This is a genomic window from Ammoniphilus sp. CFH 90114, assembly GCF_004123195.1.
Taxonomy (GTDB): domain Bacteria; phylum Bacillota; class Bacilli; order Aneurinibacillales; family RAOX-1; genus YIM-78166.
Genome location: NZ_SDLI01000006.1, coordinates 209752 through 223852, shown reverse-complemented (window position 1 = coordinate 223852; position 14101 = coordinate 209752). Strand labels below are relative to the sequence as shown.

General features: G+C 40.3%; 15 protein-coding genes. 9 read left to right on the top strand and 6 right to left on the bottom strand.

Annotated features, from left to right (window positions below; all coding sequences use genetic code 11):
• Nucleotides 1–53: 53 nt before the first annotated feature.
• Both EIZ39_RS15395 and EIZ39_RS15390 read left to right on the top strand, forming a co-directional pair.
• Complete coding sequence (locus EIZ39_RS15395; RefSeq protein ID WP_305014121.1) at nt 54–1031, top strand: glutaminase; 978 nt, start codon at nt 54–56, stop codon at nt 1029–1031.
• Nucleotides 1032–1060: 29 nt separating this feature from the next.
• Entirely contained in the window at nt 1061–1735 is a 675-nt protein-coding gene (locus tag EIZ39_RS15390) for an NAD(P)H-binding protein (protein ID WP_240675824.1), read from the top strand.
• A 257-nt stretch (nt 1736–1992) separates the two neighbouring features.
• On the opposite strand, the gene EIZ39_RS26695 is transcribed toward EIZ39_RS15390, so the two are convergent.
• Nucleotides 1993–2901: an NlpC/P60 family protein gene (locus EIZ39_RS26695; RefSeq protein ID WP_240675823.1), complete on the bottom strand. Its 909-nt coding sequence runs from the start codon at nt 2899–2901 to the stop codon at nt 1993–1995.
• Nucleotides 2902–3131: 230 nt separating this feature from the next.
• Between EIZ39_RS26695 and EIZ39_RS15380 the strand changes: the two genes are divergently transcribed.
• Nucleotides 3132–3569: a hypothetical protein gene (locus tag EIZ39_RS15380; RefSeq protein WP_129200868.1), complete on the top strand. Its 438-nt coding sequence runs from the start codon at nt 3132–3134 to the stop codon at nt 3567–3569.
• A 47-nt stretch (nt 3570–3616) separates the two neighbouring features.
• Here EIZ39_RS15380 and EIZ39_RS15375 read toward each other — a convergent pair whose 3' ends face one another.
• Entirely contained in the window at nt 3617–3958 is a 342-nt protein-coding gene (locus EIZ39_RS15375) for a hypothetical protein (RefSeq protein WP_129200867.1), read from the bottom strand.
• 215 nt (nt 3959–4173) lie between these two features.
• Between EIZ39_RS15375 and EIZ39_RS15370 the strand changes: the two genes are divergently transcribed.
• The 6 genes from EIZ39_RS15370 to EIZ39_RS15345 all read left to right on the top strand — a co-directional run bounded on the left by EIZ39_RS15370 (nt 4174) and on the right by EIZ39_RS15345 (nt 9944).
• On the top strand, nt 4174–4416 hold the full coding sequence (locus EIZ39_RS15370) for a hypothetical protein (RefSeq protein ID WP_129200866.1): 243 nt from the start codon (nt 4174–4176) through the stop codon (nt 4414–4416).
• A gap of 183 nt (nt 4417–4599) precedes the next feature.
• Nucleotides 4600–5433: a histidinol-phosphatase gene (locus EIZ39_RS15365; protein ID WP_129200865.1), complete on the top strand. Its 834-nt coding sequence runs from the start codon at nt 4600–4602 to the stop codon at nt 5431–5433.
• A 393-nt stretch (nt 5434–5826) separates the two neighbouring features.
• Nucleotides 5827–6189 (top strand): Na-translocating system protein MpsC family protein, encoded by a 363-nt coding sequence (locus tag EIZ39_RS15360; RefSeq protein WP_129200864.1) that lies wholly within the window; start codon nt 5827–5829, stop codon nt 6187–6189.
• 158 nt (nt 6190–6347) lie between these two features.
• Nucleotides 6348–8705 (top strand): FdhF/YdeP family oxidoreductase, encoded by a 2358-nt coding sequence (locus EIZ39_RS15355; protein WP_129200863.1) that lies wholly within the window; start codon nt 6348–6350, stop codon nt 8703–8705.
• A 20-nt stretch (nt 8706–8725) separates the two neighbouring features.
• On the top strand, nt 8726–9526 hold the full coding sequence (gene fdhD, locus EIZ39_RS15350; RefSeq protein WP_129200862.1) for a formate dehydrogenase accessory sulfurtransferase FdhD: 801 nt from the start codon (nt 8726–8728) through the stop codon (nt 9524–9526).
• Between the two features lie 151 nt (nt 9527–9677).
• Nucleotides 9678–9944, top strand: a complete 267-nt coding sequence (locus EIZ39_RS15345; protein ID WP_129200861.1) for a hypothetical protein — start codon at nt 9678–9680, stop codon at nt 9942–9944.
• 39 nt (nt 9945–9983) lie between these two features.
• Here EIZ39_RS15345 and qoxD read toward each other — a convergent pair whose 3' ends face one another.
• From qoxD to qoxA, 4 genes are read right to left on the bottom strand one after another with little or no spacing between them, the layout of a single operon-like run.
• Nucleotides 9984–10283 carry a cytochrome aa3 quinol oxidase subunit IV gene (qoxD, locus tag EIZ39_RS15340; protein ID WP_129200860.1) on the bottom strand — a complete coding sequence of 100 codons (300 nt, stop codon included), beginning with the start codon at nt 10281–10283 and terminating at the stop codon, nt 9984–9986.
• Nucleotides 10284–10889: a cytochrome aa3 quinol oxidase subunit III gene (gene qoxC, locus EIZ39_RS15335; RefSeq protein ID WP_129200859.1), complete on the bottom strand. Its 606-nt coding sequence runs from the start codon at nt 10887–10889 to the stop codon at nt 10284–10286.
• Nucleotides 10879–12864 (bottom strand): cytochrome aa3 quinol oxidase subunit I, encoded by a 1986-nt coding sequence (gene qoxB, locus EIZ39_RS15330; RefSeq protein ID WP_129200858.1) that lies wholly within the window; start codon nt 12862–12864, stop codon nt 10879–10881. The genes qoxC and qoxB overlap by 11 nt, the downstream gene beginning before the upstream one ends.
• Entirely contained in the window at nt 12854–13810 is a 957-nt protein-coding gene (gene qoxA, locus EIZ39_RS15325; protein WP_129200857.1) for a cytochrome aa3 quinol oxidase subunit II, read from the bottom strand. The genes qoxB and qoxA overlap by 11 nt, the downstream gene beginning before the upstream one ends.
• Nucleotides 13811–14101: the final 291 nt, after the last annotated feature.

Genomic DNA, 14101 nt, shown 5'->3' with positions numbered 1-14101 from the left:
AAAATAACCCTCACTTGGATAGTCATTCATTAAGATGGGGACTCTATAAAAAAATTGTTATTAGGGTAGTGGTATTTATGGAGTATAAAGAACAATTGGATACATGGGTTAAAGAGTTTCGAACTTATACCAAGGAAGGAAAAGTTGCAGATTATATTCCTGCTTTGAAAAAAGCCGATCCTTCCCACTTTGGGATATGTATTTTGGGTCCAGATGGTGTAAAGTGGGAATCAGGTGAATATGCTGTTCCGTTTACCATGCAAAGTATTTCAAAGATTATTAGTTTTATTTCTGCATGCATTTCGCTTGGAATAGAGGATGTCTTGAGGAAAGTTGATGTAGAACCAACAGGCGATGCTTTTGATTCCATTATTCGTCTAGAAGTTCATCGACAGGGTAAACCATTTAATCCAATGATTAATGCTGGAGCACTAACTGTTGCATCTATTCTTCCAGGGGAAACTCCTGATGAAAAATTTCAAATCATCCAAAATCTTATGGTAGAGATGCTCAGTCGACAACCTGTGATTAATATGGGAGTGTTCGAATCAGAATGGCGTACAGCCAACCGAAATCGAGCCTTAGCTTATTATCTTATGGAAACCGGCTATTTAGAGGCAGAAGTTGATGAAGCATTGGAGGTTTATTTAAAGCATTGTTCGATTGAAGTGACATTAGAGGATTTAGCTACGATAGGTCTTATTCTAGCTTATGACGGCTATCATCCCTTGCAAGGTAAAAGGATCTTTTCTAAGGAAATTGCTAGGCTAACGAAAGCTATAATGGTCACTTGTGGCATGTACAATGCTTCAGGAAGGTTTGCTGCATTCGTTGGTCTACCTGCAAAAAGCGGGGTATCTGGAGGGATCATGTGCTCTATGCCACCACGTCTCCGATCTAAGGAAATGCCTTTTCGTAACGGATGTGGGATTGGAATATACGGACCTGCAATTGATGAGTATGGAAATAGTGCTGCAGGCGTACAATTACTGAGGCAATTATCTGAGGAATGGGATTTTAACATCTTTTAGATGTACATATAGAGGAGAGAATAAGAATCATGAAAAAAGCCCTTATTATAGGTGCCACTGGATTGGTTGGGAAAGAAGTGCTAAACATTCTTTTAGAAGGGGATACTTACGAATCAATTACTATTTTAGTAAGGAAAAAACCATCTATTAGCCATGGAAAACTCGTTTGTATCGTATTGGATGATTTCAGCAATATGGAGCAACATAGCAAGTTATTTCAAGTAGATGATGTATATTGTTGTTTAGGTACCACAATAAAAAAAGCCAAAACCAAAGAAAATTTCAAACAGGTAGATTTTACCTATCCACTTATGGCCGCTCAGCTTGCTAAAGAATACGGAGTAAAGAGATTTCTTCTTGTATCTGCCATGGGGGCTGACTCACGTTCTTCCATCTTTTATAATCGGGTCAAAGGAGAATTAGAACTTGCTGTTCAACAAATACATTTACCCTCCTTTTTGATCTTTCGTCCTTCACTCTTACTTGGAGAACGTGCAGAACTTCGAGTGGGGGAACGAATGGCCAGCTTGGTTTTCGCATTTCTTCCTTTTTTATTCAAAGGAGCATTAATTAAATATCGTCCTATAGAAGGTAGAGATGTTGCAAGCATGATGGTCCGTATGGCTGAAACCTACTTACCGGGTACGCATATCTTTGAGAATGATCAAATGTATAAAATCTTGTCAAAGGGAACAAACAAATGAAAACAAGCGTATTAGTTGGTCTTACAGGCTGGGGAGACCACGATGACCTGTATCGTGATGGTGTTCCCGTCCAGAAGAAATTAAAACGATAGTTCCTGATGAACCACAAGCAGGGGCTGGCTCTGTCACAATTGTATTAAAAACGACTTCAAACCAGCTTACGATTGTCCACCGTTCCCTCAACCTCCTGAACAGTTGAAATTGTTTTAAAGAAGAGGGGAAAACAAAAAGCTAGTCTTTATTTTCCCCTCATGATCTTATTTTTTCAATGGACTTCCGCCAGCAATAAATCGATATTCCCAATGCCTACCCGCAATTGAATCGACGCGCACCCCACCTGATTCCTTCGAATAAGTATGTAGAACCTTACCGTCCCCCATATAGATGCCGGAGTGCCCTATACTATCACGATCTTTGGAGTAGTTAGATTTGGCCGTTCCTCGATAAGGCATGAATATCATAATATCTCCTTTTTCTAGGTCTCGCCAGTTGGTCTTAATTTTTGCTCCGGAATTCTTTAAGTAATGATATTGAGAAGTGGCTCCTCCTCGTCCCATATCTAAACCTACAGCATCAATATAGACTTGGCGAACAAACGCCGAACAGTCAAATGTTTTGGTACTACTGCGACTAGATCCATATTCATATGGTGTTCCTAGATATCTTAATCCTGCTTTAATGATCGCTTCTTGTGTATTTTTGGTAGATTTTGTAGTATCCGTTTTATTAGTGGACTCTTTAGTCGTTGCATAGCTTCTGAGTCCAACGAAGTTATTTTTTACTACAGCATCATTAGTAGATAATAGTTTTACGCTTCCATAGGGTTTATAGGCTATAGCGATCTTGTTGTTGCCCAAATAAACACCAGACGCTATTAGATTAGAACTACTGGATCCAAAAAATGCAACGTCCCCTTTTTTTAAGTTTGAAAGAGAAACTGGTGTTCCCTGCTTGTATAAAGTTGAAAGGTTATTGGAGGATAAGACCCCTGCCCCTTTAAGAGTGTATTGAATGAAATCTCCTGCAGAGTAATTTTTTAGGGAGTGTCCTATGTACTTTTGAGCGGAATCGGCAATTTGGCTTGACGTGGCAGCGTAGGTCGGTGTGAAAGAGGAAAATACGATCCCCCCTGCTAGCAATAGACTGAGAATTTTCGATTTTTTCATCGTTGTCGCTCCTTGGTTGTGAATTGAAAGTGTGTCGTGCCTGGGCATGTCCAACTTGTCTATTTAACATATTTTCTAGGTTTTAACTTCTTTTCTATTTGTTTTACAGTCTACCAAAGTTCATATTATGGATCAATTAATATGAAAAATTACCACTATTTACTAGGATAAGCTCCTTCTACTGGTTTAACGCATATAGTGTGTACATAGTTAAGTAAGGAGGAGACAGGTTGAGTAAAGTGTTGAACTATGTCTTATACAAAAACAAAACCTATGGTTTTCTTCTGCAAATACCGACTTGGTGGAAGCGACATGTATTTGTTGTAGAAGAGCACTGTATGAAAGAAGCGCAATTATGTATTAATTTTCATCTGAAGTATCGTAGACCCATAAAAGGAATTACACATACAAATATCTTTCAAATTGTCGTCTTTCGTAATAGTAAGAAACAGTGGATGAAAGATTATGGAGATTCTCCATTTATTTTTTTAAGAGCAAGGAATGGGTTGGTTTTTGCGGCCATTCATCCTGGAGAACCTCCAGAAGAGTTTCTAAATCCGGATGGCATGGATTATAATCGCAAGCTTCTCGAATTCAAACGTTTATCCAGGATGATAAATAAGGATTTGCCTGTCTTGTTAAAGAGCTTTCGGTTCATTCCTAATTGAAAATGCAACAAAAGTAAGGCTGCCCACTAGGAGCAGCCATATTTTTGTTATCTTCTTCTAAGGCAGCGTCTTAACTGTCTCTGGCAACGGACTAGGCGTCGTTGTAGGTTAATAATTCGTCTCTGCAAGCGAATAATTTGTTGATCTCGATTTGAGAGCTGTCGACGGCATTCCGCTAGATCGTTTTGTGCTTGAGTCAATTGAGTTCGACATTGATTAAGTTCATTCGTACGCTGAGTAAGTTCATTTGTACGTTGAGCTAGATCAGTTCGGCATTGTGATAGCTCAGTTGTACGTTGTGCCAATTGATTTCGACAAGCACGAAGCAAAAACGGACACGGTAATATAGGTGGAATCAATTGTTTTTTCTTTGGTTTCCTATTAGCCATCTAGTATTCCCTCCTTTCCCCTGATATAGATTTAATATATTCAAGTGAAGGTAGAGGAGCATGGGTTCTTGTCGATAGATATTAGTAGATTTTCAAACCAATTTAGGCTCACCATCGGGTAATATGCCTAGCGCGAGCCCTTGATTAGTTGAATATCCTGGTCTTGAAAAATCGAAAATTCATCGGTTTTGTAGAAGGTTAAAAGGAGGAAAGCTATGAGTAACTGTAACAGAGAAGGTACAAGACAATTTGGGACATTCCCAGCCTGGGGAGGATTTCCACCGCCTGTTCCACCAGGTTGGGGCTATCCACCACCATGGGGAGCTTATCCACCACCAACTTGGGGAGGGGGATTTTACCCTCGTCCACCATGGGGACCTCCATGGGGATCACCATGGGGAGTTCATCCAAGACCGCCATGGGGTAGACCACGTCCACCTTGGGGGGTATATAGATAACTGATTCGACACAATAAAAAGACTTTGCTAAGGCCTGGCCTTAGTTGTTCGGGCTCCTCTTTGGAGCCCTTATTAAACAGCAGTAATATGTAGGTATTTCTTAAGATTTAACAGAACTTATACATAAGAAAATAGGCTTCATTGCTATAATAGAAAAAGAATAGAAAAAGAGGTGAAGAGGTAATGACACAGATCATTAATCATGACTTAAAATTTGACTTACATACCCATCATGATCGTTGTGGGCACGCACGGGGAACTATTCGTGATTATATTGAAGCAGGTTTAAAAAAGGGACTTAATGTAATCGGAATATCTGATCATACTCCCTATTTCACAAGTGAGGAAGAGCAGCCTTACCCCCATATAGCTATGGGGAAAAGTCAGTTCCCTGAATATGTAAAAGAAGTTCTACGTTTAAAAGACGAGTACAGAGGGAAAATTGATGTTCTTCTTGGTGTAGAGTCAGACTTCTTCCCAGAGCATGTAGAGGTCTATAAACTGTATTATGATCGTTACCCTTTTGATTACATTATTGGTTCGGTCCATCACGTTGAGGGTATTAACATATTTAAGAAGGAACGTTGGGAAGGTCTAACGGAACAAGACAAAGTCCGTACTAAAGAAGCTTATTTTAACCTAATCGAACATTCAGCCCGAAGTGGGATGTATCAGATCCTCGGACACATTGATGCCATGAAGGGGTATTATCCCGCTTTCTCTTCTATCCAAACTGCTGCAGTGGAACAAACGCTGAAAGTGATTGGGGAGAATGAAATGGCCATAGAAATTAATACTTCGGGAAAAACAAAGGATGTGGGAGGTTGGTATCCAGCCGATGATATCCTTGAAATGGCTTTGAGATACGGAGTGAAAGTGACTTTTGGCTCTGATGCGCATGATCCAGAACGTGTAGGGGATGACTGGGAGCAAGTAGTGCAATCTCTTAAAGAAATTGGGTTTAAGGAATGGGTATACTTCAAAGAACGTAAAAGAGTAGTCGTCCCTCTATACTAATTAGAACGTAATAATTTCTATTATATTTACCGTTTAAAAATTACTATTGTCCACTTCGCTTTGTCGTGCTAATATACTATTAAATATGTCAAAAATGTGAATATCCAATTAGAGTTAGGTGAGGGACAGCGTTCCTGCCGCCCATCTAACCCTAACGAGAATCGTGGATGGATGAGTAGTAGTTTTACACAGCGCACCTGTGATTGAGCTACCGGCGCAGATCTTTTTCCGTTTACTTAGACGGTTGAAGTGGAGTGTCGGTTTTTAATTTGCCATCCAGGTATAAGAGGAAAGATAGTAGCTCAGCCACGTTGTTTATTCTGATTCCATTGAAAAACAGGCATAATAATGGTAATATGTCCGAAAAACATACGGATGAAGAGGTTGAAACGAATGAACTATGAAGCTGAATTTAGCAATCTCGTGCGCTCCTTCCGCAAACGACACATGGGGAAAGGACCAAGCCAAGTCCGAACAACATTTTGCAAGCACTGGGCCATCTGTGAGATGGAAGGGAATTTATCTCCGGTAGAGAAGTTTATCGCAACCGCAGAAGACGGAAAGCAAATGTTACGATCTGCACGAACAGAAATGGTCAAGGAAATGTATCGTAAACATCATCCGATTGAGATGGAAGAACTCCTCGGTTCGAAGTTCTTGGATTTATACGTCGATATTGATATAGAAAAGGATTATGGCATCTCCATATTCGTATTTGACCAGAACCTTGAGGACAAATTTCTTAAAATAAAGTAATTCATTCTATTAAAATAATTAAATAATCTGGTTGGACCTGAAGCAGCGACCCTGTCCAAGACTAACCGCCATACCTCGTTCACTGGGGCTATGTGCGGTTTTTTGTTTTTTTGGCAACTGATAAGCCTGCAACTACACTATATAAGGAGCGATAGGTAATGGGTAAAACAAAACATCAAGGCCCGATAAAAAAATCGAGTTTACCATCTCCTAAACACTGGGTAAGTCCCATACCTTTTGGACTCGGGAAGGTAAAACCAAAACATATTCGTGATTCTGTTAAGATTTTATGGGAAAATAAAGATAATTTAAGTTATGCAACGAATATCATTACAAAAGGCGTTTGTGATGGGTGTGCCTTAGGAGTGGCAGGTCTTTATGACCAAACCTTAACAGGGCCGCATATATGTACGACTAGATTAAATGTTCTTCGCTTAAATACGATGCCTGCAATCAAATCTGAGTTCCTTCACGCTGATATTGATGAACTTAGAACATATTCAAGTACGGAGCTTCGTAAACTAGGGCGTATTCCTTATCCCATGATACGAAGAAAAGGAGAAAGAAAGTTCTCAAGATTGTCGTGGGATGAAGCCATGGAAATGATTGCTGGAAAGATGAAGAAGTTAGATCCAAAACAATATGCCTTCTACTTAACTTCTCGTGGTATTACAAATGAGTCCTATTACGTTGCTGGAAAAGTATCTCGATTCTTAGGCACAAATAATATAGATAACGCTTCACGGATTTGTCACTCCCCAAGTAAAACTGCACTCAAGCGTTCTATAGGCGTTGGCGCTTCAACCGTCAATTATCAGGACTGGATTGGAACGGACGTTTTACTTTTTTGGGGAAGCGTTGCTTCCAATAGCTCACCTGTATCAACTAAATATATGTTGGAAGCAAAGAAAAAAGGGACAAAAATTATCGTAGTTAATCCTTATAAAGAACCAGCCATGGATGAATATTGGATTCCTTCCAATGTTGAATCAGCTCTTTTCGGTACAAAATTAGCGGATGATTTTTACCAGGTTAATATCGGCGGTGATATCGCCTTTATGCATGGAATTATGAAGCACTGGTTTGAGATGGAGGAAAAGAAATATGGTTCGGCTATCAATCATGAATTCGTTCAAAAGCACGTGAATGGCTATGAAGAATTAAAAACAAAAGTTAAAAAACAATCTTGGAATGACATTGTAGCCTCATCTGGCATCACACAGGAAAGAATAGTCAAGTTAGCCGAATTACTAGCGAATAGTAAGAATGCTGTTTTTGCATGGGCATTAGGATTAACGATGCATTCATTTGCTACAGATAACATCTCGCAAGTAGCTAACCTCGCTCTATTGCGTGGCTTCTTAGGACGTAAACATAGTGGTTTAATGCCATTCCGTGGTCATTCATCCGTACAGGGTAGTGGAGAGATGGGAGCAGATCCATTCGTACTTCCTGGTGGTGATTTTCACGGTGAAAATATTGAACGTATAGAAAAGCTATGGGGATTTGATCTTCCTAAATGGCAAGGTGATATAGTAGGGGTAACACTTGAGAATATTTTACTCCCGGAGAACCATGAACGTAAGGTTAAACTTTATTATTTGTCTGGAGGAAATTTCTTAGAAACCATGCCAGACCCTCACTTCGTGGAAAAAGCATTATCCCAATTAGAAATTCGGGTTCATCAGGATATTATCTTAAATACTTCTACACTCGTTGATGCGAAAGAGGCCGTTATCGTATTACCCGCTAAAACCAGATATGAACAAGTAGGAGGAGGTACTTCCACCTCAACTGAACGTATGGTGTATTTCTCCCCAGAAATAGAGGGGAACAGAAATAAAATTGAGGAAGCACGTGAAGAATGGAAGATCTACGTTGATCTGGCTAAACGTGTGAAACCAGAAACAGCTGACCTTGTACATTTTGAAGATGCTGATTCAATACGCAATGAAATTGCAAAGGCAAATCCTAACTACGACGGAATTCAACACTTGAAAAAACAAGGTGACGTGTTCCAGTGGGGTGGAGCTTGGTTATGTGAAGACGGAATATGTCCTACGTTCGATGGAAAGGCGAGTTTAATTCCAGTTGACATTCCGGATTTAAATAAAACAAATGAACAATTTTATATTACGACAAGGAGAGGCAAGCAGTTCAACTCCATGGTTTATAGTGAAACCGACCCATTTAACGGCGCAGAAAGATATGATGTGCTCATCAATAAAGAAGACGCTAACGAACTTAGCATTCAAGAGGGAGAGGCTATTGTCTTATACAATAAATATGGTGTGTTCCAAGGTCGTGCGAAATTAGCAGACATTGCGAAAGGGAACCTTGGAATATTCTTTCCAGAAGGGAATTTCCTACTTCCAAAGGGACGATATGAGAAGTTTGCTGGGATTCCTGATTATAATGTAGGCTGCCACCTCGAGAAGGCAGAACGTTATGTAGCGAGGAAAGATGTTGATTACTTGGAAAAGAGAGTAGAAGAATTAGAACAAGAAGTGAGCTAATGGAAGGGGTAAGGCATACCATGAATGAGTCTATTGCAAATCAGCAAAAAATCATCCGTTTTTACAATGAGGGTTTACATGAAATAGATGACGAAATTGCTGTTGAATTCCCGCTAACTATTGTAGTTGACGGGGAGGAGCTGGCCACCATGGTTTGTACCCCCACTCAGATTGAAGAACTTGTAGTAGGGTTTCTTGCTTCCGAGGGGCTCATTCGAGTCACCGATGAGATTCTCTCGATGTCCATTGATCGTAATCGTGGATTCGCTTATGTAGAGTTAAAAAACAAAAAAACCATTAACAAAGACTTCTATTCCAAGCGTTTCATCGGATCATGTTGCGGAAAATCTCGGCAGTTTTATCTTCATAATGATGCAAGAACAGCTAAGACCGTTATGAGCAAAACCAATATCAGCGTAGAACAATGTTTTTCTCTTATGAAACAGATGCAAGAACGCTCACTCGATTTCCAAAGGACAGGGGGTGTGCACAACGCCGCACTCTGCACCCCAAACGAACTCCTTATTGAAAGGTCAGATATTGGTAGACACAACGCTTTAGATAAAATATACGGATATTGTCTGCAAGAAAGAATTTCCTCTAAGGATAAGATCATCGTCTTTAGTGGACGTATCTCTTCTGAGGTATTACTTAAAGTGGCTAAGATAGGGATTGGTATTATATTATCCAAGTCAGCTCCAACGACGCTAGCTATAGAGCTCGCACAGGATCTTGGAATAACCGCAGTTGGATTTATTCGTGGATCAGCTTTAAATATCTATAGTCATCCGCAACGGATTGTAGATGCGAATATTCAATAGAAAACCGGAAGGGTCAATGTTTGACCTTATCCGGTTTTCTTATTGGAGCCTTAGAAAAATAAGCGAACCCGTAGGAAAATCAAATAAAACCCTAAAAAAGTTTGACAAATTTGTGAACAAAGATAAAATAAAGAGAAAGGAGATGAAAACATTGCGTGAACAACTGTTGAAACCGGTTCTAACTATAAAATTGTGGATGAATATGGGGATACTCTTCGGTTTTATTCTTATTCTTTGCCACTTCTTTGTAAGCGCTACACTTGAGAAACATTTGTTATTTATAGGTCTCGCCATCATAGTATCTTCTATTACAATCTTTGGATCAGCTGTATTCTTAACTCTCATGCAGGAAGTAGAGCAGGGCCAAGATACAAGGAAAGTGAATAATAGACCACATCTTTATTTAGTAAAAAAATAACCGGAGCTCTCCTAATCAAGGAGAATTCCGGTTTTTGTCTTAATGGTTATGCAATCCAAACGACATGACCCATATGGTTCCCGCTACAATGACAATGGCACAGAAGACGGCGTACACAATATTAATAAGGTTAACTTTTGCATCTTCACCTTCAGTGACATGCATAAACATGTAAAGCTGCAGCCCAGCCTGAATAATGGCGAGCGTTCCAATGATCCACATTACCACCTGAAAGGATAAGGTCGTTTTCAGAGCTACAGCCGCTGCTACGAAGGTAAGAAGCAAGGACAGCAAGAATCCAAAGACATGGCTCATGGGAAAGTTCATTTTTTTATCCATTTAGCCCACCATCCCTTTTAGATAAACGAATGTGAAAATAAAGATCCAAATCACATCAAGAAAGTGCCAATACAGTCCAATTATAAACGTCTTTCGTGCTGTGTCAGGGGTTAAACCTCTTTTGATAAGTTGAATGATGACCATAATCGCCCAACCGATCCCTAAAGCAACGTGTGCACCGTGAGTTCCAAGTAGTACGAATAAGCTAGATAGCGCTGCACTTGTTTGCATGGTAGCACCAGCATGCACATAATGGATGAACTCCATCACTTCCATGTAGAGGAAGCCAGCCCCAAGCAACAAGGTGACACCTAACCAAATCAATAATCCCTTCAGGTTATTCCGGCGCATCTCGAAGATAGCAAGACCGCAAGTGAAGCTGCTTGTTAACAAGAGTACCGTTTGAATCATCACATCTTTCATTTGAATGATATCGGTGAGGGTAGGTCCGCCCGCATATCGTTCACCTAGTACGCCATAAACAGCAAAGAGGGTGGCGAAGAGAACAATCTCTGCGCCGAGAAAAATCCAGAACCCAAGGATATTCATGCGGTTTTGCTCGGTTTGATATTCTAAAGGCAACGACGTGTTCACATTAGCTGACATGGGTCTTCACCTCTCCTTCTTGACCTTTTGCCTTTCGCCATGCACGCTCGGTCTTTAAGATTTCATCCACTTTTATATGGTATCCGTGGTCGTAGTCGAAAGAACGAACAATGAGACCGGCAAGGATACCCACAGCAGCTACGGCAGCTGCAATATGCCACTCAAATACTAAGAAGAACCCAACAACTCCAAATACAATAGACATAATAATAGGTTGACCAGAATTGCTTGGCATGTGAATCTCTTCTACCGTCTTTTCATCCAATGCCAACCCTTCTTTGTTCTTCTTCATATGCCAGAAGGCATCTAGAGTTTTCACTTCTGGAAGCTGAGCAAAATTATAATATTGAACCGGAGAAGCTGTTGCCCATTCTAAAGTACGTGCATCCCAAGGATCACTAGAAATATTGCGGTCTGCGTATCTTGCACTCCAGTAAATGTTGTAGCAGAATACGGCAAAACCTAAGGCGAGTACAACAGACCCGATCCCGGATATCAAGAACAAACTTGAAAAGCCAGATTCGACCGAGTACGTGTAGGCACGACGTACCGCTCCTTGTAAACCTAGGAAGAACATCGGGAAGAATGTCACGTTGAATCCGATGACAAATAACCAGAAGTGCCACTTCCCAAGCTTTTCATTAAGCATATGACCGAACATCTTTGGCCACCAGTAGTATAATCCTGCAAACACGGCGAATACGACACCCGGTATGAGTACATAGTGGAAGTGAGCGACAAGGAACAGGGTATTATGGTATTGATAGTCTGCTGCACCCATAGCCAGCATGACGCCAGTTACGCCCCCAATCACAAAGCAAGGGATAAAAGCGAGAGCCCATAGCATGGCTGTCGTCATTTTAATACGTCCTTTGCGCATCGTGAACAACCAGTTAAACATCTTTACTCCAGTCGGTACGGCGATAAGCATCGTCGTAATAGAAAAGAATGAATTTACAGCAGGTCCTGCTCCCATAGTATAAAAGTGATGTACCCAAACCACCATACTTAGTAAGGCAATACCAACGATAGAATAAACCATGGATTTATAGCCGAATAATGATTTTCTTGAGAAGGTTGCAATCACTTCTGAAAATATACCGAATGCAGGAAGAGCTACGATATATACTTCTGGGTGACCCCATAACCAGAAGAGGTTAGCCCATAACATATCTAATCCTCCACCTGATAGGGTAAAGAAATGGGTTCCATATAAACGGTCAAACATCATAAGGGCCAACGCAACTGTAAAGATAGGAAACGCGGCAACAATAATCGCAGATGTAACAAGAGACGTCCAGGTGAACATAGGCATTCTCATCAGGGTCATGCCTTTGGTTCTCATCTTGAGAATGGTTACGATAAAGTTAATTCCCGTCATCAAGGTTCCAATACCAGCGATCTGTAGAGCTATTGCATAGTAGTTATTCCCAATCCCAGGGCTAAACTCTTTCCCCGCAAGAGGGAAGTAGGACGTCCATCCAGCATCTGGAGAACCACCAATAACAAACGAAATATTAAACAGCATCGCTCCAACAAAGAATAACCAGAAGCTCAAGGCATTCAATTGTGGAAACGCAACATCTCTTGCTCCAATTTGGAGAGGGATAATGATGTTCATAATCCCAATCAAGAAAGGCATAGCCATAAATAGAATCATGATAACACCATGCGTCGTAAAGATCTCGTTATAGTGCTGGGCACTAAGAAACTGCATATCAGGTCTTGACGTTTGAGCTTTCATCAATAGTCCATCCATTCCACCTCGGAAAAACATGAGCACGGCAGCAATGATATACATAATCCCAATCTTTTTATGATCAACCGTCGTTAACCATTCTGTCCAGAGCCATCCCCACTTCTTTAGATAGGTAACTAAACCAACAATACCTAAAGTGGTGAGAACAATGGCAATTTGTGATCCTAGGATAAGTGGGTCTCCAGTGATAAAGAATTCATCCCATTTAATGCCCATGGTGTTCACCTCCGTGTTCTTGATTGGATTTGTTTCTATAATTATCTTCTTGCTCAAAAATTTCCCCTTGGTAACCATGATATCTATACAATTCCGGATTCGTATAAGTTGGAGAATTCAGTTCCGCATGGTTTACCCATTCTAAGTGGGTATTGGAAAAAGTTAATCGACCGAGATGTGTAGGCAAGAGAAGTTCCTCGTATTTTTCCTCAGTCAATTTTGGTGCTGCAGCTTGAACATCCTTTACCCATTTGTCAAATTCTTGTTGGGTTTGGGCTAGGACCTCAAATTCCATCCCTGTATAACCTCTCCCGTTAAAGTTTGTATTCTTCCCCCAGTAGGAACCAGGGTTATCAGCAACCACATACATTTGTGTCTCCATTTTATTCATGGTATATTTTTGGCCAGCTAATTGCGGTACCCAGAAGGATTGCATAGTACTTGCCGATGTCAACTTGAAGTCAATCGGAGTTCCAACAGGTATATTTACATAATTGACGGTTTCAATACCTTGCTCAGGATAACTAAATATCCACTTCCAGTCAGCAGATGTAACGTGAATAGTAACTGGCTTCTGATCTTCATAACCTTTCGGGATCTCTTCTAGAGCATATAGAGTCTTAACTGTTGGGATCGTAAGGGCGATAACAATAAGAATCGGAATACCCGTCCAAACAATCTCAAGTACCGTACTCCCGTGTTCTTCCGGTGGCTCGTAGTCTTTATTCTTTTCAGTTTCACGATACTTCCACACAATGTAAGCAAACAATCCAAATACCACGACAATCACCAGAAGCATCCAGATGAGAGACCAGTTAATCAACTCCATAATGCTTCTTGCTACAGGACCTTGTGGATCAAAAACGACCATATTGGTTTCACATCCACTAAGAAAAACGACGAAAAATAGAGCAATAATGGGGACCAAACCTTTTTTATAGCGCATTTTTCTCATCTCCTTTTTTGTTTTATAAATAACATTATTTGATCAGTGTTTCACAAATAATGATGAAGAACATATTGTTCAATAATTCACATAGTCAAAATAAATGTAGACGTATATATCAGGGTATATACACATTCGATATAAAAAAGCTTATAAAACACTGTTATCACCGTGTAAATACATCATATCACATCCCGGCAGGAAAATTTGTTACGAATTAGAGGCTAATTTGTTACAAGGATGAGTCACAATTAGTCTAGAAAATACTTTGGGCAACATCTTTCTAGTCGA